19 protein-coding genes are annotated in these 20,417 nt (G+C 68.5%); 13 read left to right on the plus strand and 6 right to left on the minus strand.

Annotated features, from left to right (window positions below):
- Position 1: 1 nt before the first annotated feature.
- Genes QFZ29_RS04335 through sdhC form a run of 4 tightly spaced genes read right to left on the minus strand, consistent with a single transcriptional unit; the run spans position 2 to position 3,454 of the window.
- On the minus strand, positions 2-760 hold the full coding sequence (locus QFZ29_RS04335) for a succinate dehydrogenase iron-sulfur subunit (protein ID WP_306893013.1): 759 nt from the start codon (positions 758-760) through the stop codon (positions 2-4).
- Position 761: 1 nt separating this feature from the next.
- The gene (sdhA, locus tag QFZ29_RS04340) at positions 762-2,567 is read right to left on the minus strand and encodes a succinate dehydrogenase flavoprotein subunit (protein ID WP_306893014.1); all 1,806 of its coding nucleotides are present in this window, start codon (positions 2,565-2,567) and stop codon (positions 762-764) included.
- A gap of 7 nt (positions 2,568-2,574) precedes the next feature.
- Positions 2,575-3,018 carry a succinate dehydrogenase hydrophobic membrane anchor subunit gene (locus tag QFZ29_RS04345; RefSeq protein WP_306893015.1) on the minus strand — a complete coding sequence of 148 codons (444 nt, stop codon included), beginning with the start codon at positions 3,016-3,018 and terminating at the stop codon, positions 2,575-2,577.
- Positions 3,019-3,031: 13 nt separating this feature from the next.
- Positions 3,032-3,454: a succinate dehydrogenase, cytochrome b556 subunit gene (sdhC, locus tag QFZ29_RS04350; protein WP_129519930.1), complete on the minus strand. Its 423-nt coding sequence runs from the start codon at positions 3,452-3,454 to the stop codon at positions 3,032-3,034.
- 230 nt (positions 3,455-3,684) lie between these two features.
- Here sdhC and QFZ29_RS04355 point away from each other — a divergent pair, with 230 nt between their 5' ends.
- The 11 genes from QFZ29_RS04355 to QFZ29_RS04405 all read left to right on the plus strand — a co-directional run bounded on the left by QFZ29_RS04355 (position 3,685) and on the right by QFZ29_RS04405 (position 15,339).
- Positions 3,685-4,809, plus strand: coding sequence for a mannose-1-phosphate guanylyltransferase (locus QFZ29_RS04355; RefSeq protein WP_306893016.1), 1,125 nt, complete (start codon positions 3,685-3,687; stop codon positions 4,807-4,809).
- A 23-nt stretch (positions 4,810-4,832) separates the two neighbouring features.
- Positions 4,833-5,894, plus strand: coding sequence for a BMP family lipoprotein (locus tag QFZ29_RS04360; RefSeq protein WP_306893017.1), 1,062 nt, complete (start codon positions 4,833-4,835; stop codon positions 5,892-5,894).
- Positions 5,895-6,103: 209 nt separating this feature from the next.
- Positions 6,104-7,201, plus strand: a complete 1,098-nt coding sequence (locus tag QFZ29_RS04365) for a BMP family lipoprotein (RefSeq protein ID WP_306893018.1) — start codon at positions 6,104-6,106, stop codon at positions 7,199-7,201.
- Positions 7,202-7,373: 172 nt separating this feature from the next.
- The gene (locus QFZ29_RS04370) at positions 7,374-8,891 is read left to right on the plus strand and encodes an ABC transporter ATP-binding protein (protein WP_306893019.1); all 1,518 of its coding nucleotides are present in this window, start codon (positions 7,374-7,376) and stop codon (positions 8,889-8,891) included.
- A complete protein-coding gene (locus QFZ29_RS04375) occupies positions 8,888-10,279 on the plus strand; it encodes an ABC transporter permease (protein WP_373426182.1) in 1,392 nt (463 codons plus the stop codon). The genes QFZ29_RS04370 and QFZ29_RS04375 overlap by 4 nt, the downstream gene beginning before the upstream one ends.
- Positions 10,276-11,568, plus strand: a complete 1,293-nt coding sequence (locus QFZ29_RS04380) for an ABC transporter permease (RefSeq protein ID WP_306893020.1) — start codon at positions 10,276-10,278, stop codon at positions 11,566-11,568. The genes QFZ29_RS04375 and QFZ29_RS04380 overlap by 4 nt, the downstream gene beginning before the upstream one ends.
- Before the next feature lie 13 nt (positions 11,569-11,581).
- On the plus strand, positions 11,582-12,001 hold the full coding sequence (locus tag QFZ29_RS04385; RefSeq protein WP_129519923.1) for a cytidine deaminase: 420 nt from the start codon (positions 11,582-11,584) through the stop codon (positions 11,999-12,001).
- Complete coding sequence (locus QFZ29_RS04390; protein WP_306893021.1) at positions 11,998-13,299, plus strand: thymidine phosphorylase; 1,302 nt, start codon at positions 11,998-12,000, stop codon at positions 13,297-13,299. The genes QFZ29_RS04385 and QFZ29_RS04390 overlap by 4 nt, the downstream gene beginning before the upstream one ends.
- 121 nt (positions 13,300-13,420) lie before the next feature.
- On the plus strand, positions 13,421-14,542 hold the full coding sequence (locus QFZ29_RS04395) for an adenosine deaminase (RefSeq protein ID WP_306893022.1): 1,122 nt from the start codon (positions 13,421-13,423) through the stop codon (positions 14,540-14,542).
- A gap of 51 nt (positions 14,543-14,593) precedes the next feature.
- A complete protein-coding gene (locus QFZ29_RS04400) occupies positions 14,594-15,058 on the plus strand; it encodes a PTS sugar transporter subunit IIA (protein ID WP_306893023.1) in 465 nt (154 codons plus the stop codon).
- Positions 15,055-15,339: a PTS sugar transporter subunit IIB gene (locus QFZ29_RS04405; protein WP_306893024.1), complete on the plus strand. Its 285-nt coding sequence runs from the start codon at positions 15,055-15,057 to the stop codon at positions 15,337-15,339. The genes QFZ29_RS04400 and QFZ29_RS04405 overlap by 4 nt, the downstream gene beginning before the upstream one ends.
- 59 nt (positions 15,340-15,398) lie before the next feature.
- Here the strand turns inward: QFZ29_RS04405 and QFZ29_RS04410 are convergent, their stop codons facing one another.
- Positions 15,399-17,096, minus strand: coding sequence for a phospho-sugar mutase (locus tag QFZ29_RS04410; protein WP_306896596.1), 1,698 nt, complete (start codon positions 17,094-17,096; stop codon positions 15,399-15,401).
- 18 nt (positions 17,097-17,114) lie between these two features.
- The gene (locus QFZ29_RS04415; RefSeq protein ID WP_306893025.1) at positions 17,115-17,942 is read right to left on the minus strand and encodes a purine-nucleoside phosphorylase; all 828 of its coding nucleotides are present in this window, start codon (positions 17,940-17,942) and stop codon (positions 17,115-17,117) included.
- 83 nt (positions 17,943-18,025) lie between these two features.
- On the opposite strand from QFZ29_RS04415, the gene QFZ29_RS04420 reads away from it, so the two are divergent.
- Together QFZ29_RS04420 and QFZ29_RS04425 are read left to right on the plus strand one after the other, a co-directional pair.
- The gene (locus tag QFZ29_RS04420; RefSeq protein WP_306893026.1) at positions 18,026-19,456 is read left to right on the plus strand and encodes an NAD(P)H-quinone dehydrogenase; all 1,431 of its coding nucleotides are present in this window, start codon (positions 18,026-18,028) and stop codon (positions 19,454-19,456) included.
- A 155-nt stretch (positions 19,457-19,611) separates the two neighbouring features.
- The gene (locus QFZ29_RS04425; protein ID WP_306893027.1) at positions 19,612-20,373 is read left to right on the plus strand and encodes a hypothetical protein; all 762 of its coding nucleotides are present in this window, start codon (positions 19,612-19,614) and stop codon (positions 20,371-20,373) included.
- Positions 20,374-20,417: the final 44 nt, after the last annotated feature.

Below are 20,417 nucleotides of genomic sequence, written 5' to 3' on the forward strand. Positions count from 1 at the left end.
GTTACGGCTTGCCCCGCATGATCGCCTGCTTGACGTCGGCGATCGCCTTCGTCACCTCGATGCCACGGGGGCATGCCTCGGTGCAGTTGAAGGTCGTTCGGCAGCGCCACACGCCTTCCTTGTCGTTGAGGATGTCGAGGCGCACGGATGCCGCGTCGTCGCGCGAGTCGAAGATGAACCGGTGCGCGTTCACGATCGCCGCAGGCCCGAAGTACTGTCCGTCGGTCCAGAACACCGGGCACGACGAGGTGCATGCCGCGCAGAGGATGCACTTGGTGGTGTCGTCGAAACGCTCGCGCTCGGCGACCGACTGCACGCGCTCCTTGCCGGGCTCCGCCTTCGAGTTCGCGATGAGGAACGGCTGCACTTCGCGGAAGCTCGCGAAGAACGGCTCCATGTCGACGATGAGGTCTTTTTCGAGCGGCAGACCCTTGATGGCCTCGACGTAGATGGGCTTCGAGATGTCGAGGTCTTTGATGAGGGTCTTGCACGCGAGGCGGTTGCGGCCGTTGATGCGCATGGCGTCGGATCCGCAGATGCCGTGGGCGCACGAACGGCGGAACGTGAGCGAGCCGTCCTGCTCCCACTTGATCTTGTGCAGCGCGTCGAGCACGCGATCGGTCGCGTACATCTCGACGTCGAAGTCCTGCCAGCGCGGCTCGGTGTCGATGTCGGGATCGAAGCGCCGGATCAGGAAGGTGACGGTGAACGACTGGATCGTGGCATCCGCCTGCTTGGCCTCGAGTGTGGCTGTGCTCACGTCAGTACTTCCTCTCCATCGGCTGGTAACGGGTGATCGTGACCGGTTTCCAATCGAGCCGGATGTGGTCATCGGCCTTCGAGGAATGCGGATCGCCCGACAGGTAGGCCATCGTGTGCTGCATGTACTTCGCGTCGTCGCGCTTCGGGTAGTCGTCGCGCATGTGGCCGCCGCGGCTCTCCTTGCGATTGCGCGCGGAGTAGACGACGACCTCGGCGAGGTCGAGGAGGAAGCCGAGCTCGACGGCCTCGAGCAGGTCGGTGTTGAATCGCTTGCCCTTGTCTTGCACGGCGACGTTGCGGTAGCGGTCGCGCAGTCCCGCGATGACGTCGGTGACGTGCTCGAGCGACTCGTCGGTGCGGAACACCTGGGCGTTCCTGTCCATCTCGTCTTGCAGCTCCTTGCGGATGGCCGCGATGCGCTCGGTGCCGTTGGAGTCGCGCAACTGCTCGAGCATGCTGCGCACCGCCGCGGCCGGGTCGTCGGGCAGCGGCGTGAAGTCGACCGTCTTGACGTACTCGACCGCGTTGCGGCCCGCACGCTTGCCGAAGACGTTGATGTCGAGGAGCGAGTTGGTGCCGAGGCGGTTGGAGCCGTGCACCGAGACGCACGCGCACTCGCCTGCGGCGTAGAGGCCGGGGACGACGGTGGCGTTGTCGCTCAGCACCTCGGCGGCGACGTTCGTGGGGATGCCGCCCATCGCGTAGTGCGCGGTCGGCATCACGGGCACGGGCTCGTACACGGGATCGACGCCCAGATAGGTGCGCGCGAACTCGGTGATGTCGGGGAGCTTCGTCTCGAGCACCTCGGCGCCGAGGTGGGTGCAGTCGAGCAGCACGTAGTCCTTGTGCGGACCGGCGCCCCGGCCCTCGGCGACCTCCTGCACCATGCACCGCGAGACGATGTCACGCGGCGCGAGGTCTTTGATCGTGGGCGCGTAGCGCTCCATGAAGCGCTCGCCGCTCGCGTTGCGGAGGATCGCGCCCTCGCCACGGGCGCCCTCGGTGAGGAGGATGCCGAGCCCGGCCAGGCCGGTGGGGTGGAACTGGAAGAACTCCATGTCTTCAAGAGGCAGGCCCTTACGCCAGATGATGCCGACGCCGTCGCCGGTGAGGGTGTGCGCATTCGACGTGGTCTTGTAGATCTTGCCGAACCCGCCGGTGGCGAAGATGACCGCCTTCGCCTGGAAGACATGCAGCTCACCCGAGGCGAGGTCGTAGGCCACGACGCCCGACGGTTGCTCGACGCCGTCGACCTCGGTCATCACGAGGTCGAGCACGTAGTACTCGTTGAAGAAGTTGATGCCGAGCCGCACGCAGTTCTGGAACAGCGTCTGGAGGATCATGTGGCCCGTGCGGTCGGCGGCGTAGCACGCCCGCCGAACGGGCGCCTTGCCGTGGTCGCGCGTGTGGCCGCCGAAGCGGCGCTGGTCGATCTTGCCCTCGGGCGTGCGGTTGAACGGCAGGCCCATGTTCTCGAGGTCGATGACCGCGTCGATGGCCTCCCGCGCGAGGATCTCGGCCGCGTCTTGGTCGACGAGGTAGTCGCCGCCCTTGACGGTGTCGAAGGTGTGCCACTCCCAACTGTCTTCCTCGACGTTCGCGAGCGCCGCGGCCATGCCGCCCTGCGCCGCTCCCGTGTGAGAGCGGGTGGGGTAGAGCTTCGAGATGACCGCGGTCTTCGCACCCGGACCGGCCTCGATGGCCGCTCGCATGCCGGCGCCGCCCGCGCCCACGATGACGATGTCGAACTGGTGGTAATGCACGCCGTCGACGATGGTCGGGGCGTCGGCGATCTCGGAATTCACGGGTCTCCTAGGCGGCGCAGAACGAGGGAAGCAGGTCGGCCGGGGCACCGGCAGGGCACGGCTCGAAGGTGAAGACGACGAGGGTGCCGAGGATGATGAGCACCGCCGCCGAGGCGAACAGGGCGCCCTTCAGCACTTTCTGGATGGTGCCGGGGTTCGTGTAGTCGTTCACGAGGGTGCGCATGCCGTTGGCGCCGTGGATGAGTGCGAGCCAGAGCATCAGCACGTCCCACCACTGCCAGAACGGGTCGGCCCACTTGCCGCCGACGAAGCCGAAGTCGATCGCCTTCACGCCCTCGCCGACCATGAGGTTCATGAAGAGGTGGCCGAAGATCAGCACGATGAGCACGACGCCCGACGCCCGCATGTAGATCCAGCCCCACTTCTCCAGGTTGACACCCCGCCTCGGGGCGAGTCGCACAGGAGCACGGGGGGATTCGATGGTGGTCATGTCGCTCCCCGTTCTAGTGGCTGAAGACGTTGATGAGGTGGCGCGGCACGAAGGCGATCATGGTGACGACCCAGAGGCCCACCACGATGTAGAACAGCACCTTCTGGTGTCTCGTCGCCCACGCCCAGAAGTCGACGAGGATGATGCGCAGGCCGTTGAAGGCGTGGAACACGATCGCGCCCACGAGCGCGACCTCGCCGAGGCCCATGATGGGCGTCTGGTAGGTGCCGATGACCGCGTTGTACGCCTCGGGACTCACGCGCACGAGCGCCGTGTCGAGGATGTGCACGAGGAGGAAGAAGAAGATCGCGACACCCGTGATGCGGTGCAGCACCCACGACCACATTCCCTCGCGGCCGCGGTACAGCGTGCCTCCGGGCCGCTGCTTCTCGGGCTTCGTGGGTGCGGTCAGGGTTCCTGCCGAGGTCTCTGGCATGAACAACCCTCCCTGGCGGTGGTGTCGCCCCGAACGAGGCGGCATTCGAGGGCGCAGGCGCCCGAAATCGAGTCTAGCCCCGGGTCTGGGGACGGTGCCGCTTAGGACTGCCTAACTCTCTCGACGTCGAGAGATCGGATGCCGCAGCGGCATCCGTCGTCCTCATGTGCTTGCTCCGCGACCGCGCCGGGCCCAGCCCGGTCCACAGGTCGAGCGCTATTCTCGAAATCATGCCAGGACCTTCGCTCCCCATCGACCGCTTCTATGCGGTCATCCCGGCCGGCGGCGTCGGCTCCCGCTTGTGGCCGCTCTCGCGTGCCGACGCGCCGAAGTTCCTGCACGACCTCACGGGCTCGGGCCAGACCCTCCTGAAGGACACGTGGGATCGGCTCGTGCCGATCGCGGGCGAGCAGCGGATCATGGTCGTCACCGGGCGGGCGCATCGCGCGGCGGTCGAGTCGCAGCTGCCGGCGCTCGCCGATGCGAACATCGTGCTCGAGAGCGAGCCGCGCGACTCGACGGCGGCGGTCGGTCTCGCCGCCGCGATCCTCGAGCGCCGCGAGCCCGGCGTCATCATCGGTTCGTTCGCCGCCGACCATGTCATCTCGGGCGAGGCGCTCTTCCGGGCCGCGGTCACCGATGCGATGACCGCCGCCGACGCCGGCTACATCGCCACGATCGGCATCACCCCAACCGAGCCGGCCGTCGGATTCGGCTACATCGAGTGCGGCGATGTACTCGACGTGCCGGGCGCCGAACGGGTGACCGCCGTGTCGAGCTTCGTCGAGAAGCCCGACCTCGAGACCGCCAAGCGCTACCTCGCCGGCGGCGTGCACCTCTGGAACGCGGGCATGTACATCGCCCGGGCCGATCGCCTGCTCGAGGAGCTCGCGCGCACGAAGCCCGAACTGCACGCGGGCCTCATCGAGCTCGCCGCCGCGTGGGACGACCCCGCCACCCGAGGGCCGGCGGTCGACCGCATCTGGCCGAAGCTCGAGAAGATCGCGATCGACTACTCGATCGCCGAGCCGGCCGCCGCGGCCGGGCGCCTCGCCGTCATCCGCGGGCACTTCTCGTGGGACGACGTCGGCGACTTCGCCTCGCTCGCGAAGCTCAACACCGCAGGGCGATCGGGTGAGCTCGCCATCCTCGGCGAGAACGCCCGCGTGCTCTCCGACGCGTCGAGCGGGATCGTCGTGAGTCGGTCGAAGCGGGTCATCAGCCTCATCGGCGTGCACGATATCGTCGTGGTCGACACTCCCGACGCGTTGCTCGTCACCACGAGCGAACACGCGCAGCGGGTGAAAGCGGTCGTCGACGCCCTCCGGCTCGGCGGGTCGAACGACGTGCTCTAGGGCACGAGAGAGCGGGTTTCAGGATGTCGGTTCGTCGATGGATCGGGCTCGGAGCGGCGTTCGCCGTGGCATCCGTCGCCCTGGCAGCCTGCGCGCCGGCGCCCGAGACCGACGACGGCGCCGAGCAGAGCGAGACGTGCGTGCGGATGGTCACGAACTCCGGCGGCCTCGAGGACCGTTCCTTCAACCAGTCGAGCTGGCAGGGTCTCCAGCTGGCCGAGGCGGAGCACGGCGTCCAGGCCGAGGCGATCGTCTCGACCGGTGAGACCGACCTCGCCCCCAACGTGCAGCAGGCCGTCGACTCCGGGTGCGGGCTCATCGTCACGGTCGGCTTCGAGCTGGCCGAGGCGACGCTCGCCCAGGCCGAGGACAACCCCGACCTCGCATTCGCCATCGTCGACGAGACGGTCGAGGCCGAGAACGTGAAGCCGGTCGTCTTCGACACCGCGCAAGCCTCGTTCCTCGCCGGCTACCTCGCCGCCGGCGCCTCGAAGACCGGCGTCGTCGCGACCTTCGGCGGCGGCAACCAGCCTCCCGTCACGCTCTTCATGGACGGATTCGTCGACGGCGTCGCCAAGTACAACGCGGTGCACGGCGCGGCGGTGCGCACGCTCGGCTGGGACAAGGAAAAGCAGGACGGCGCCTTCACTGGCGACTTCGAGGACATCAACAAGGGCAAGGCGCTCTCCGAGGGCTTCATCGACCAAGGCGCCGACGTCATCCTGCCCGTCGCCGGGCAAGTGGGCGAGGGGGCTGCCTCTGCCGCGCTCGAGCGCGGAGGCGTCTCGATCATCTGGGTCGACAGCGACGGCTACGACACGCTCACGCCCGAGTTCCGACCAGTGCTCCTCACGAGCGTGCTGAAGAACACGCAGGACGCCATGGTGCAGATCGTGGGCGAGGTGCAGGATGGCACGTTCTCGAACGAGCCCTACATCGGAACCCTCGAGAACGGCGGCGTGGAAATCGCGCCGTACCACGATCTCGCTCCGCTCGTCACGACCGCGCTCGACGCCGAGATCGAGGGGCTGCGGCAGGCGATCATCGCGGGCGACATCGTCGTCGATTCGCCGAGCGCTCCGTGACTTCCCACCCTCGGATCGCTCCGAAACGGCACGGAATGGTCGCGTCACCCCCGCTCGGGGGTCGCCTCGACTGCTCATATGAGCAGAACATCGCGTCTTCATAACCATTGGATGTCGTGGTGCCAAACGCCCCCTGAGACCGTTGCAACATTCGGTAACGTGACTGCACGAGCCTCGCAACGGTCGGGGCGCAGTCTTTGGAGGACACAGTGAAGGTCACGATCAAGAAGGCCGCACTCGGCGGTCTCGCGATGTTCGGCGCAGCCGTGCTGCTCGCCGGATGCGCAGCCGCTCCTGAGGAGAATGGCGGCGACGAGGGTGAGGCGCTCGACTTCCTGCCCTGCATGGTCTCCGATGCCGGCGGCTTCGACGACAAGTCCTTCAACCAGCTCGGATTCGAGGGCGCGACGAGGGCCGCCGACGAACTCGGCGTCGAGCTCACCGAAGTGCAGTCCGAGTCCGAGACCGACTATGCGCCGAACATCACGAGCCTCGTCGACCAGGGCTGCAACGTCATCGTCACGGTCGGCTTCGCGCTCTCCGCTGCGACGGTCGAGGCGGCGACGGCCAACCCCGACATCAACTTCGTCATCATCGACGACGCCGCCGACAACGACTTCGACGGTGAGATCGACGCCCCGAACATCAAGCCGATCATCTTCGACACCGCCCAGGCGGCATTCCTCGCCGGCTACGCAGCGGCGGCCTACTCGAAGACCGGCGTCGTCGGCACCTTCGGCGGTATGAACTTCCCGACGGTCTCGATCTTCATGGACGGCTTCGCCCAGGGCGTCGAGTACCACAACACCGAGAAGGGCACGGCCGTCAAGGTCCTCGGATGGGACCCGGCTGCGCAGGACGGCGTCTTCACGGGCGGCTTCGAGGCGAACGACACCGCACGCAACACGGCGCAGGGCCTCATCGACCAGAACGTCGACGTGTTGCTCCCCGTCGGTGGCCCGATCTACCAATCGGCCGCCGCTGCGATTCGTGAGGCCGGTCGCGAGATCGCGATGATCGGTGTCGACGCCGACTTCACCGAGACCGATCCCTCGGTCGCCGACCTGATGCTCACGTCGATCCTCAAGGGCATCGACGTCGGCACCTACGACGCCGTGCTCGCCGCGGGCAACGACGAGTTCGACACGACGCCGTTCGTGGGAACGCTCGAGAACGAGGGCGTCGGCATCGCGCCGTTCCACGACTTCGAGTCGAAGGTCCCCGCCGAGCTCCAGGGCGAGCTCGACGACCTCAAGGCCGCGATCATCGCGGGCGACATCGAGGTCACGTCCTACCTCGCCGAGTAACGGCCAGGCGCACTGAGTCGGGGAGGTCGGCGCACGCCGGCCTCCCCGACTGCATCTCCCGCGGGTGCGCATCCCTGCAGGCTCGACAACATCTGAGCATGCGGCAGCCGTGGCCCACCAACATTCGCGCAGCATCTCCAGCGGATGCAGCCACCTCAGTAGGATCGGTGACATGAAGCTCGAACTTCGCGGCATCACGAAGCGATTCGGCAGCTTGGTCGCCAACGACCACATCGATCTCACCGTCGAGGCCGGAGAGATCCACGCCCTCCTCGGTGAGAACGGCGCAGGCAAGTCGACGCTCATGAACGTGCTCTACGGCCTCTACCAGGCCGACTCCGGCGAGGTGCTCCTCGATGGCGAGGTGCAGCACTTCGCCGGTCCCGGCGATGCCATGGCCGCCGGCATCGGCATGGTGCACCAGCACTTCATGCTCATCCCGGTCTTCACCGTCGCCGAGAACGTCATGCTCGGCAACGAGTCGACCAAGGCCGGGGGCGTGCTCGACCTCCCCACTGCACGCGCCAAGGTGCGCGAGATCTCCGAGCGCTTCGGCTTCCACGTCGACCCCGACGCGCTCGTCGACAACCTGCCGGTCGGCGTGCAGCAGCGGGTCGAGATCATCAAGGCGCTGTCTCGAGACGCGCGCGTGCTCGTCTTCGACGAGCCGACCGCGGTGCTCACACCGCAGGAGACCGACGAGCTCATGGGCATCATGCGCCAGCTCAAGCAGTCGGGCACGTCGATCGTCTTCATCACCCACAAGCTCCGCGAGGTGCGAGAGGTCGCCGATCGCATCACCGTGATCCGGCTCGGCAAGGTCGTCGGCGAAGCCGCGCCCACCGCGACGAACGCCGAGCTCGCCTCACTCATGGTCGGCCGCGCGGTCGAGCTCACGGTGCACAAAGAGGAGCCGAAGCTCGGCGATCCGGCGCTCGTGGTGGAAGGCCTCACGGTCATCGACCCCGTCGGGCACCTCGTCGTGAACGACGTGAGCTTCACCGTGCGCCGTGGCGAGATCCTCGCCGTCGCCGGCGTGCAGGGCAACGGCCAGACCGAGCTCACCGAGGCGCTCGTCGGCCTCCAGCCGCGGGTCCGCGGCTCGATCAACCTCGACGGCATCGAGCTCAGCAGCGCGAGCGTCCGCAAGATCCTCGATGCGGGTGTCGGGTTCGTTCCCGAAGACCGCACCGAAGACGGCCTCATCGGCGAGTTCACGATCGCCGAGAACCTCATGCTCGATCGCAGCGAGGGTGCACCGTTCATCAGGGCCGGCAGCATCCAGCGCGGCGTGCTCGACGACTTCGCTCGCGAGAAGGTCGCGGAGTTCGACGTGCGCACGCAGGGCATCGACGAGAAGGTGCGCCAGCTCTCCGGCGGCAACCAGCAGAAGGTGGTGCTCGCGCGTGAGCTCAGCCGTGAGCTCCGCCTGCTCGTCGCCGCCCAGCCGACTCGCGGCGTCGACGTCGGCTCCATCGAGTTCATCCACAAGCGCATCGTCGAGGCGCGCGACTCCGGGGTGCCGGTGGTCGTCGTCTCCACAGAGCTCGATGAGGTCACCGCGCTCGCCGACCGGATCATGGTCATGTATCGCGGCAGCATCGTCGGCATCGTCCCGGGCAACACTCCCCGCGATGTGCTCGGCCTCATGATGGCGGGGGAAGTCCCCGCAGAAGGAGCCGCCGCATGAGCGACCCCCAGGAGCCCCGCGGCGATGCGACCGGCGCTCACGACACCGACGCCGATGTCGCGATCGAAGAGCCGGCTGCGTCGTCGCCCACGGCGGGAACCGCGCGCGAGAGCGCACGCGCCGCCGCGATGGGACCGGGCGGCACAGCCCCTCCGGCCGCCGGCCCGACCGACGTCGAGCCGCCGTCGCGCTGGCACACGACGTTCCAGCAGATCGTCACGGGCAACGCGATCATCTCGGTGCTCGCCGTCGTGCTGGCCCTCATCGTCGGCGCGATCATGATCGCCTTCACCGACGAGCGGGTGCAGGAGGCGAGTGCGTACTTCTTCTCGCGTCCGTCCGACATGCTGCTCGCGATCTGGGACTCAGTGTCAGGAGCGTACGCGGCGCTCTTCCAGGGCTCGATCTACAACTTCCGCCGCGATGACTTCATCGCGGGCATTCGTCCGCTCACCGAGACCCTCACCTTCGCGACGCCGCTCATCGCCGGTGGTCTCGGCGTGGGGCTCGCGTTCCGCGTGGGCATGTTCAACATCGGCGGGCGCGGCCAGATGCTCATCGCGGCATCCGTGGCCGGCTGGATCGGCTTCGGCTTCGATCTGCCGTGGGGCCTGCACATGATCGTCGCCCTCATCGGCGGCCTCGTGGGGGGCGCGCTCTGGGCGGGCGTCGCCGGGCTTCTGAAGGCGCGAACCGGCGCACACGAGGTGATCGTCACGATCATGCTCAACTACGTCGCCTTCTACCTCGTCTCGTGGATGCTGCGTACCCCCGGCCTGCTCCAGGCTCCGGGGTCGAGCAATCCGAAGACGCCGGCCATGAAGGAGACGGCGATCTTCCCCGAGCTGCTGGGGCCGCAGTACAACCTGCACTTCGGCTTCATCCTCGTCATCATCGCCACGGTCGTCGTCTGGTGGATCCTCACGCGCTCGAGCCTCGGCTTCCGGTTCCGCGCCGTCGGCGAGAACCCGAATGCAGCGCGAGCCGCCGGCATCAACGTGAAGGCGATGTACGTCTATGCGATGCTCATCGCCGGCGCGCTCCTCGGCCTCGCGGGCGTGAGCCAGGTGCTCGGCACCGTCACCACCGGATTCACGGCGGGCATTGACGCCGGAATCGGCTTCGATGCCATCACCGTGGCGCTGCTCGGCCGTTCGCGGCCATGGGGCATCTTCATCGCCGGCATCCTGTTCGGAGCGTTCAAGGCCGGCGGGTTCTCGATGCAGGCCGCCGAGGGCGTGCCGATCGAGATCGTGCTCGTCGTGCAGTCGCTCATCGTGCTCTTCATCGCGGCGCCGCCGCTCGTGCGAACGATCTTCCGCCTCCCGGCTCCGGGTGGTCCGCGCAGACCGCGACCGCTCGTCTCGAAGGAGGTGGAGGCGAAATGAGCCAGACCGTGCAGCAGCCCGCCCCGGCGTCAGAGGTCGTCATCCTGCCGACCACGGTCGTCACCAGCTGGAAGGCGCCGATCGCCTTCGCCGCCTTCACCCTCGGCGCCCTCGCCCTCGCCGTCTTCGCGCCTCGCGAGGGAGTGACGACATTCCGGCTCTCGACCCCGTCCGACGTCATCCAACTGCCCGAGCTCTCCGCGCCCTCGCTCGCGACCCTGTGGGTCATCGTCGCGTTGCTCGTGCTCGCGACCGCCTACTCGATCAGCCTCGTGGCGACGAAGCGCCGGGTGCCGCTCTGGCTCATCGTGGTGTTCGCCATCCTGTTCATGGTCGGGTTCCTGACCTGGGCGGCGGCCGGGTCGACCATCCCCGTCATCGGTCTCCTCTTCGGCACCCTCAGCCTCGCGGTTCCGCTCATCTTCGGCTCGCTCTCGGGCGTGATCGGAGAACGAGTCGGCGTCATCAACATCGCGATCGAGGGTCAGTTGCTCGCCGGCGCCTTCACCGCAGCGGTCGTCGCGTCGCTGACCGGCCAGGTGCTGCTGGGGCTCGTCGCCGCGATGATCGCCGGAATGCTCGTCGGAATGGTGCTCGCGGTATTCGCGATCAAGTACTTCGTCGACCAGGTCATCGTCGGTGTCGTGCTCAACGTGCTCATCATCGGTCTCACGAGCTTCTTCTATTCGCAAGTGCTCACGCCGAACGCTGCCGTGCTCAACAGCACCGCCCAGCGCTTCGATCGGCTCCCGATCCCGGTGCTCAGTGAGATCCCGATCATCGGGCCGGTGCTCTTCCGCCAGACGCTCGTCGTGTACCTCATGTACATCGCCGTCGCCCTGGTCTTCTTCGGGCTCTTCTACACGAGATGGGGCCTCCGGCTTCGCGCGGTGGGCGAGCACCCGCAGGCGGCCGACACCGTCGGGATCAAGGTCAACCGCACGCGCTTCTGGAACGTCGCCCTCGCCGGTTCGATCGCCGGCCTCGGCGGCACCTTCTTCACGATCGGGTCGGGCATCGCCTTCAACAAGGAGATGACCGCCGGCGCCGGCTTCATCGCGCTCGCGGCCGTGATCTTCGGGCAATGGGACCCGATCAAGGCCACCCTCGCCGCGTTGCTGTTCGGGTTCGCCTCCAACCTGCAGAACACGCTCTCGGTCATCGGCTCACCGGTGCCGAGCGAGTTCATGCTCATGCTGCCGTACGTCGTCACGATCTTCGCGGTCGCCGGACTCGTCGGCAAGGTGCGCGGCCCCGCTGCGGCCGGCAAACCGTATATCAAGTCCTGAACGGGGGAGCACCATGACCGCTACGGATTCGATCGATTGGCAGGCGCTGCGCGCGCGTGCCCGAGAAGCGATGGCGAAGGCCTACGTGCCCTACTCGGAGTTCCCCGTCGGTGCGGCGGCGATCGCCGACGACGGCCGGGTCGTGAGCGGATGCAATGTCGAGAACGCCTCCTACGGCGTGACCCTGTGCGCCGAGTGCTCGCTCGTCTCCGCGCTCGTCATGTCGGGCGGCGGCAAGCTCGTGGCGTTCACCTGCGTCGACGGCCACGGCTCGGTGCTCATGCCGTGCGGCCGCTGCCGCCAGCTGCTCTACGAGCACTCGGCCGAGGGGATGCTCCTCGAGACCGTCTCCGGCATCAAGACGATCGACGAGGTGCTGCCCGACGCCTTCGGGCCGCGCCAGCTCGCCGAGTTCCGCGGAGCGGGCGCGTGAGCGCGATCGAGGCGTTCGACGCCGTCGACCTCATTCGGGCGAAGCGCGACGGTCGTGAGCTCGACACCGTCGAGATCGACTGGCTGATCGACGCGTACACCCGCGGCTACGTCGCCGACGAGCAGATGTCGGCGATGACCATGGCGATCTTCCTGAACGGCATGTCCCGACGCGAGATCAAGGACATGACCATGGCGATGATCGCCTCGGGCGAGCGCATGGACTTCTCCGGCCTCGGCAAGCCGACGAGCGACAAGCACTCCACGGGCGGGGTCGGCGACAAGATCACGCTGCCGCTCATGCCCCTCGTGGCATCGTTCGGCGTCGCCGTGCCGCAGCTGTCCGGGCGAGGGCTCGGGCACACGGGCGGCACACTCGACAAGCTCGAGTCGATCCCCGGCTGGCGCGCCGACCTCACGAACGACGAGATGTTCGCGCAGCTGCGCGACGTGGGCGGCGTCATCTGCGCCGCGGGCCCCGGGCTCGCGCCCGCCGACAAGAAGCTCTACGCACTGCGCGACATCACGGGCACCGTCGAGGCCATCCCGCTCATCGCGTCGTCGATCATGTCGAAGAAGATCGCCGAGGGCACGGGCGCGCTCGTGCTCGACGTCAAGTTCGGCTCGGGTGCCTTCCTGCAAGACATCGAGCGTTCGCGCGAACTGGCGCGCACGATGGTCGAGCTCGGCGAAGACGCCGGCGTCGCGACCTCCGCGCTCATCACGAACATGAACGTGCCGCTCGGGCTCACGATCGGCAACGCCAACGAGGTGCGCGAATCGGTCGAGGTGCTCGCCGGCGGCGGACCGTCGGATGTCCGCGAGCTCACGGTCGCGCTCGCGCGCGAGATGCTCGCGCTCGCCGGCCAGCCCGACGCCGACGTCGAAGCAGCGCTCGACGACGGCCGGGCGATGGACACGTGGCGCCGGGCGATCGAGGCGCAGGGCGGCGATCCCGGCGCAACGCTTCCCGTCGCTCGGGAACAGCACGTCGTGACGGCCGACCGCGACGGCGTGCTCGTCGCCCAGGTGGCCCTGCCGTTCGGCATCGCCGCATGGCGCCTCGGCGCGGGCCGCGCCCGCAAGGAAGATCCGGTGCATCACGCCGCCGGCATCGACCTGCACGCCAAACCCGGCGACGAGGTGCGTGCCGGCGCGCCGCTGTTCACGCTGTACGCCGACGAGCCCGCTCGGTTTGCACGGGCGCTCGAAGCGGTCGAGGGCGCGTGGCGGATCGGCGATGCCGGCGACCCGATCGACGATGGCGGACCCCTCATCGCCGACCGCATCGGCCGATGAGCATGGTCGCCGTGCGGCCCCGATCGTATAGTCGAAACCGCGCCGGAATGTGCGCCGATCGGGGCCGACGAGCTTCGAGATTGCCGAGACTTCGCGGCGAGCGCGCCGCTATCGTTGACTCGTGAACACGATTCCGACCGAGTACCGCCTCGAAGGCGATGGCACGAGCATCCAGGCACTGCCGAAGATCTCGCTGCACGACCACCTCGATGGCGGACTGCGTCCGCAGACCCTCCTCGAGCTCGCCGACGAGCTCGGCCTCGAGGTGCCGGCCACCGACGCCGAGTCGCTCGGAGCGTGGTTCGCCGAACAGTCGAACTCCGGCTCGCTCGTCGAGTACCTGAAGACCTTCGACCTCACGACCGCCGTGATGCAGACGCGCGCCGGTCTCAGTCGCGTGGCGCGCGAGTTCGTGCAAGACCTTGCCGCCGACGGCGTGATCTACGGCGAGATCCGCTGGGCGCCCGAGCAGCACCTCACGCGCGGCCTGAGCCTCGACGAGGTCGTCGAGGCGGTGCAGGCGGGCATCGAGCAGGGCATCGACGACGCGCTGCACCAGGGCCACGTCATCCGGGCCGGCCAGCTCGTCACCGCCATGCGGCATGCCGACCGCAGCCTCGAGATCGCCGAGCTCGCGGTGCGCCACCGCGAGCGTGGCGTGGTCGGGTTCGACATCGCGGGCGCCGAAGCGGGCTTCCTGCCGAGCCGGCACCGCACTGCCTTCGACTACCTCGCGACGCAGTTCTTCCCGGTCACCGTGCATGCAGGCGAGGCAGACGGCCTCGAGTCGATCCGCAGCGCGCTCTTCGACGGTCGAGCGCTCCGCCTCGGTCACGGCGTTCGCATCGCCGAAGACCTCACGATCGAGCGGCAAGACGACGACAACACCTACGTCTCGCTCGGCGCGACCGCGCGATGGGTGCGTGATCGCGAGATCGCGCTCGAGACGAGCCCGTCCTCGAACCTGCAGACCGGCGCGATCGCCGCGTGGGGCGACGAACTCGTCGACCACCCGTTCGACCTGCTCTACCAGCTCGGGTTCCGCGTCACGGTCAACACCGACAACCGGCTGCAGAGCGGCACCTCGCTCAGCCGCGAGCTCGCGCTCCTCAGCGACGCGTTCGGGTACGACCTCGACGACCTCGAGACGTTCCAGCTGAATGCCGCGGCATCCGCGTTCCTGCCGCTCGACGACCGCGAAGAGCTCGTCGAGCTCATCGAAGACGGGTTCGACGAAGCCTGACCCGCCGAGGCACGGCACGTGCCTCCTCCTCCGCCTCCGAACGGATCCACCATGACCATCCCGTCGCTTCCCGACACGGCCGTCGTGCTCGGCGCGCGTGTCGACGATTGGCGCGCGGCCGTCCGCGAGGCGGGCCGAGCCCTCACCCGCTCGGGTGCCACGCGGGAGGAGTACGCCGACCGCATGATCGCGGTCATCGAGGAGTTCGGCGCCTACGTCGTGATCGCGCCAGGGCTCGCCCTCGCGCACGCACGTCCCGGCCCCGACGTGCGCCGGGAAGGACTCGCCATCGTGACGCTCGCCGAGGCGGTGCCGTTCGGGCATCCGCACAACGACCCCGTCGCGGTCGTCGTGGGTCTTGCGGTGTCGAACGCCGACGAGCACGTGGCATCCGTCGCCAAGCTCGCGAACGCTTTCAACGACAGCGGAATCGTCGCCCGCGTGGCAGCGGCGTCGTCCGCGGCCGAGGTGCGCTCGATCCTCGGCATCGACGACGAGGCAGGAGCCGGCTCGTGAGGATCGTCGCGGTCTGCGGGGTCGGCATCGGCACGTCGGCCATCCTCAAGGTGAATGCCGAGCGCGCCCTCTCCCGGCTCGGGCTCACGGCCGACGTCAGCGCGAGCGACCTCGCGGGGGTCGCCGATGCCGCTGCCGACGCGCAGGTCATCCTGACGTCGACCGAGCTCGCCGCAGCGGTGCGCAAGGCGATCGGCCGGAGCTTCGCCGAGATCATCGAGGTGCAGAACTACTTCGACGTCGACGAGATCGGCACGAAGCTCGAGGAGTCGCTCGGCTGAGCCCGTTCTCGCCCGTGGAGCTCGGCCGAGCAGTCGAGCTCAGCTGAGCCCGGCGACCGTCAGGCCGTGAGCTCCCGCATGCCGTGCTCGAGACGGTCGACGGCAGCGGATGCCGCGGCGCGGCGATCCCCGACCGACCCCACATCGGAGACGGCGTCGATGTACACCTTGAGCTTCGGCTCGGTGCCGCTGGGTCGCACCATCACCCGGGCTCCGCCCTCGAGCACGAGGCGCAGCACGTCGGAGGGCGGGAGGTCGCCGAAGCCGTCGCTCAGGTCCTCGATGCGCTCGACGCGGATGCCCCCCACCGATGCCGGCGGAGCTGCGCGGAGGCGAGCCATGATCTCCCCGATGCGAGCGAGGTCGGTGACGCGCAGCGAGAGCTGCGATGAGGCGAAGCATCCGAACCGCTCGATGAACTCATCGAGGTGGTCGGCGACCGTGCGGCCGGCCGCTTGCAACTCGGCGGTGAGCGAGAGGAACGCGAGGGCAGCGGAGATGCCGTCTTTGTCGCGCACGGTCTCTGGGTTCACGAGATAGCCGAGTGCCTCCTCGAACCCGAAGACGAGGCCGGGTGCGCGGGAGATCCACTTGAAGCCGGTGAGCGTCGACTCGAAGTCGAGGTCGAACGCACGGGCGATCGCCTCGAGTCCGGGGGAGGACACGATCGAGCACGCGAGCGCGCCGTTCGGGCCGGAGTCGCCCGCCACCGCCGCAGCGCGCTCCGCGGCCTGCCAGCCTAGGATGAGGCCGACCTCGTTTCCGGTGAGCCGTCGATAGCCGTGGGATTCTGCGGCATCGGGGATCGCGATCGCGAGGCGATCCGCGTCGGGGTCGTTCGCGATGATGAGATCGGCGCCGACCTCGCGCGCGCGCTCGAAGCTGAGGTCCATCGCCCCGGGCTCTTCGGGGTTCGGGAACGAGACGGTGGGGAACGTCTCGTCGGGGTCGATCTGCGCCTCGACGAGTGCAGGGCCATCGAATCCGGCGACCTCGAGCACTCGCGACATCGTCTCCCAGCCGACGCCGTGCAGCGCCGTGTACACGACGCGCGGTTGCGTCGTGGGGCGTACAGCCACGGCGGCCGTCTGCCGGACGTACTCGTCGACGATCGACTCGGGGGCGGTCGCGAATGCAGCGCGCGGCAGCGTGTCGACGGGCGACGTCGCCGCGACCTGCAGGATGTGCGCGGCGATCTCGGCGTCGGCCGGTGCGACGATCTGCGAACCGTGGTGCTCGCCGCCGAGGTACACCTTGTAGCCGTTGTCGTTCGGCGGGTTGTGCGATGCCGTCACCATGACGCCCGCCGAGACGCCCAGGTGGCGCACCGCGAAGGCGAGCACGGGAGTCGGCAGGAGCCTCGGCAGGAGGATCGCGCGCACGCCCGCGCCCGCCATGATCTCCGCCGAGTCGCGCGCGAAGACGTCGGAGTTCTTGCGGCCGTCGTATCCGATGACGACCGAGGGCGAGGTGCCCGGTTCGGCGTGCTCGACGAGGTACGCGGCGAGCCCGGCGGCGGCTTGCGACACGAGCACCCGGTTCATGCGGTTGGGTCCGGCCGCGATCGCGCCGCGGAGGCCGGCGGTGCCGAACGCGAGCCTCGAGTCGAAGCGGTCCGCGAGCTCTGCGGATGCCTCGGCGTCGCCCGCGCGGGCACCCTCGACGAGTGCGGCGAGCTCGACCCGGGTCTCGGGGTCGGGGTCTTGGGCGATCCACGCTTCGGCGAGGGCGAGGCGTGTCGTGTCGGCGGCGTTCATCTGCGACATCCGCTCGCCCTACAGTGCCGCAACGATCTGTGCGAGCAGCCGGCTGATCACGGGCTCGGCGTCGCGACCCGCCTCGAGCACCTCTTCATGGCTCAGCGGGGTCAGCTGGATGCCGGCCGCGAGGTTGGTGATGAGCGACATGCCGAGCACCTCCATGCCAGTCTGTCTCGCTGCGATCGCCTCGAGCGCAGTCGACATGCCGACGATGTGGCCGCCGATCACCTTCGCCATCTGCACCTCGGCGGGCGTCTCGTAGTGCGGCCCGCGGAACTGGCAGTACACGCCCTCGTCGAGGCTCGGATCGATCGTGCGCGCGAGGTCGCGCAGCCGCGTCGAGTACAGGTCGGTGAGGTCGATGAAGGTCGCGCCCTCGAGCGGAGAGTCGCCCGTGAGGTTGATGTGGTCGCTGATGAGCACGGGCGTGCCGGGCTTCCAGTGCGGCTTGATGCCGCCGGCGCCGTTCGTGAGGATCATCGTCGACGCGCCGGTCGCCGCGGCGGTGCGCACCGAATGCACGACCCGTCGCACCCCGTGGCCCTCGTAGTAGTGCGTGCGTGCCCCGATGACGAGGGCGCGCTTCCCATTCGGCAGCAGTACCGAACGCAGGGTGCCGACGTGGCCCTCGAGCGCTGGCTTCGAGAAGCCCGGTACCTCGGATGCCGCGATCGTGTGCGTCGTCTCGCCGATGAGCTCGGCCGCACGGCCCCAGCCGCTGCCGAGCGTGAGGGCGACGTCGTGGCGTTCGACGCCGGTCAGTTCGGCGATCATCGCGGCCGCCTCGGCGGCGATGGCGAAGGGGTCTGCGGTCGGGTCGTCGAGCGGGTTGGCATCGTGCATCACACCACTCTAATGAGGCACGGATGCCGCAACGCGTCGCTGCTCGTTTTGCCGGGCCTTCGCGCCCACGACAGAATGTGACCATGGCCTACGAGTTCGAGCGCACCCAACGAATCGCCGTCCTCGGTGGAGGACCCGGCGGATACGAGGCCGCCCTCGCGGCCGCCCAGCTCGGGGCGGAGGTCACCCTGGTCGAACGGGCGGGGGTCGGCGGCTCTGCGGTGCTCACCGACGTCGTGCCCTCGAAGTCGCTCATCGCGACCGCCGAGGCCTCGAACGCGGTGAAGGAGGCCGGCGACCTCGGCGTGCAGTTCTACGCCAAGGGCACGGCCGACAAGCCCGTGCGACCCGAGGTCGCGATCAACCTCGCGGCCGTCAACAAGCGCCTGCTCGGGCTCGCCGCCCAGCAGTCCGAAGACATGCGTTCGAACCTCATCGATGCGGGCGTGCGCCTCGTGCAGGGCGAGGGCCGGCTCGACGGCACGAATGCGATCATCGTCTCGACGGCGAAGGGCGGCACCGACTTCGACCGCATCGAGGCCGACACGCTCGTGCTCTCGGTGGGCGCGACGCCGCGCATCCTGCCGACGGCGGTGCCCGACGGGGAGCGCATCCTGACCTGGACCCAGCTCTACGACCTGGAGCGGATTCCCGAGCACCTCATCGTCGTGGGGTCGGGCGTCACGGGCGCAGAGTTCGCCTCCGCCTACCGCGCGCTCGGCGCGAAGGTCACGCTCATCTCGAGTCGCGATCAGGTGCTGCCCGGTTCGGATGCCGATGCAGCGACCGTCATCGAGAAGGTCTTCAAGCGCAACGGCATGAAGGTGCTCAACAAGACGCGCGCGGCATCCGTCGTGCGCGATGGCGACGGGGTCCTCGCGACGCTCTCCGACGGTCGCGAGGTGCGTGGCAGCCATTGCCTCATGGCCGTCGGGTCGGTGCCGAACACGACCGACATCGGGCTCGAGGCGGCGGGCGTGCAGCTGTCCGACAGCGGTCACATCCGGGTGAACCGCGTCGCCCGCACGTCGATCCCCAACATCTACGCGGCGGGCGACTGCACGACATTCCTTCCGCTCGCCTCGGTGGCGTCGATGCAGGGGCGCACCGCGGTCTTCCACGCGATGGGCGACATCGTCGACCCTCCCGAGGAGCGCAACATCACCTCGAACATCTTCACGCAGCCCGAGATCGCGACGGTCGGCTGGACCCAGAACGACATCGAGGAGGGCGTGGTTCCCGGTGTCGTCTACAAGCTGCCGCTCTCGTCGAACCCGCGCGCGAAGATGATGGGCATCCGTGACGGCTTCGTGAAGCTCTTCGCGTCGAACGGCTCGGGTGCGATCATCGGCGGCGTCATCGTCGCCCCGAAGGCCTCCGAGCTCATCTTCCCGCTCGCCCTCGCCGTCGAGCACCGGCTCACGGTCGACCAGTTCGCCGAGGCGTTCCCGGTGTACCCGTCGCTGAGCGGCTCGCTCACCGATGCTGCGCGCGCGATGCACGTGGTGCGCTGAGGTTCCTCCACCGTTCGAAAGGGCCGTTCTCGATGGCGTCCGGGCGGCTGTACATGCCGACACGTGATACCGAGCGCGAAGGCGCCCGTCCCAGGGCGTTCCATGGGCTACCGTCGTCTCACCCGTATCCGGGCGACGAAGACGAGAAGGCAAACATGCGAGGTCGCACTACCTTGACTGCGGTCGTCACCGCGGTCGCAACACTGCTCCTTGCGGGGTGCGTGGCCGCACCTGACCCGACGCCGCCGCCGACTCAGTCGCCCGGGCCGACCGTGTCGGCCGGCCCCGCAACCCCGCCGCCTGCAACGGCCGCTCCGATCGCAGCGCCCGACCCCGCGCCGGTGGACGTCGCGGTCGTCCACCTCACGGTGCGGCCCGAGCAGCTCGATCTCGAGAACGCACGTGGCGACGTGGTGGCGACACTTTCCTACGATGCGGACGCCGAGGTCTTCGTCGACACGCTGAGTCAGGTGCTCGGTGGCGATCCCGCTGTCGAGGAACGGCCAGGCGGTCACGAATGGTTTCCTTCGACGAGATACACGTGGCCAGGACTCGCCGTCGCGGACGACCATGAGCCCGAGGAGTACTCGTCGGACATGAACGTGACCGTCAGCTTCACGCACCCGGTCATCGCGAACGGGATCAGCGTTTCCACGGTCCAGGGGTTCCGTCCCGGCGATGACCTTCAGGCATTCGCCGAAGAGCTCGGCGAGGACTGGCACGAGACCGGGTACAACAGTTTTCCCGCCGAGACCGGGCCAGAGATCGGAGAACGCATGTACTCCGAGTGGGACGACACCTACTGGAAGTACGCCAACGCGAACGCCGTCGCGGTACACGAATGGGGCGGCGACCCCGACCCATCCGTGACGAGTGTCATCCTCGCCCCCTGGAACTTCGGCATCGGGCACGTCTAGGACGCCCGTGCGTCTTCCCTGCCGTCCGGCGTGGTCGGAACAGC

The sequence above is a fragment of the Agromyces albus genome, assembly GCF_030815405.1.
Taxonomy (GTDB): domain Bacteria; phylum Actinomycetota; class Actinomycetes; order Actinomycetales; family Microbacteriaceae; genus Agromyces; species Agromyces albus_A.

Coding starts and splice junctions, on each gene's coding strand:
- QFZ29_RS04425 (WP_306893027.1), top strand. CDS start 19,612: ATGCGAGGTCGCACTACCTTGACTGCGGTCGTCACCGCGGTCGCAACA.
- QFZ29_RS04380 (WP_306893020.1), top strand. CDS start 10,276: ATGAGCCAGACCGTGCAGCAGCCCGCCCCGGCGTCAGAGGTCGTCATC.
- QFZ29_RS04375 (WP_373426182.1), top strand. CDS start 8,888: ATGAGCGACCCCCAGGAGCCCCGCGGCGATGCGACCGGCGCTCACGAC.
- QFZ29_RS04420 (WP_306893026.1), top strand. CDS start 18,026: ATGGCCTACGAGTTCGAGCGCACCCAACGAATCGCCGTCCTCGGTGGA.
- QFZ29_RS04370 (WP_306893019.1), top strand. CDS start 7,374: ATGAAGCTCGAACTTCGCGGCATCACGAAGCGATTCGGCAGCTTGGTC.
- QFZ29_RS04385 (WP_129519923.1), top strand. CDS start 11,582: ATGACCGCTACGGATTCGATCGATTGGCAGGCGCTGCGCGCGCGTGCC.
- QFZ29_RS04410 (WP_306896596.1), bottom strand. CDS start 17,096: ATGAACGCCGCCGACACGACACGCCTCGCCCTCGCCGAAGCGTGGATC.
- QFZ29_RS04400 (WP_306893023.1), top strand. CDS start 14,594: ATGACCATCCCGTCGCTTCCCGACACGGCCGTCGTGCTCGGCGCGCGT.
- QFZ29_RS04360 (WP_306893017.1), top strand. CDS start 4,833: ATGTCGGTTCGTCGATGGATCGGGCTCGGAGCGGCGTTCGCCGTGGCA.
- sdhC (WP_129519930.1), bottom strand. CDS start 3,454: ATGCCAGAGACCTCGGCAGGAACCCTGACCGCACCCACGAAGCCCGAG.
- QFZ29_RS04415 (WP_306893025.1), bottom strand. CDS start 17,942: ATGCACGATGCCAACCCGCTCGACGACCCGACCGCAGACCCCTTCGCC.
- QFZ29_RS04355 (WP_306893016.1), top strand. CDS start 3,685: ATGCCAGGACCTTCGCTCCCCATCGACCGCTTCTATGCGGTCATCCCG.
- QFZ29_RS04345 (WP_306893015.1), bottom strand. CDS start 3,018: ATGACCACCATCGAATCCCCCCGTGCTCCTGTGCGACTCGCCCCGAGG.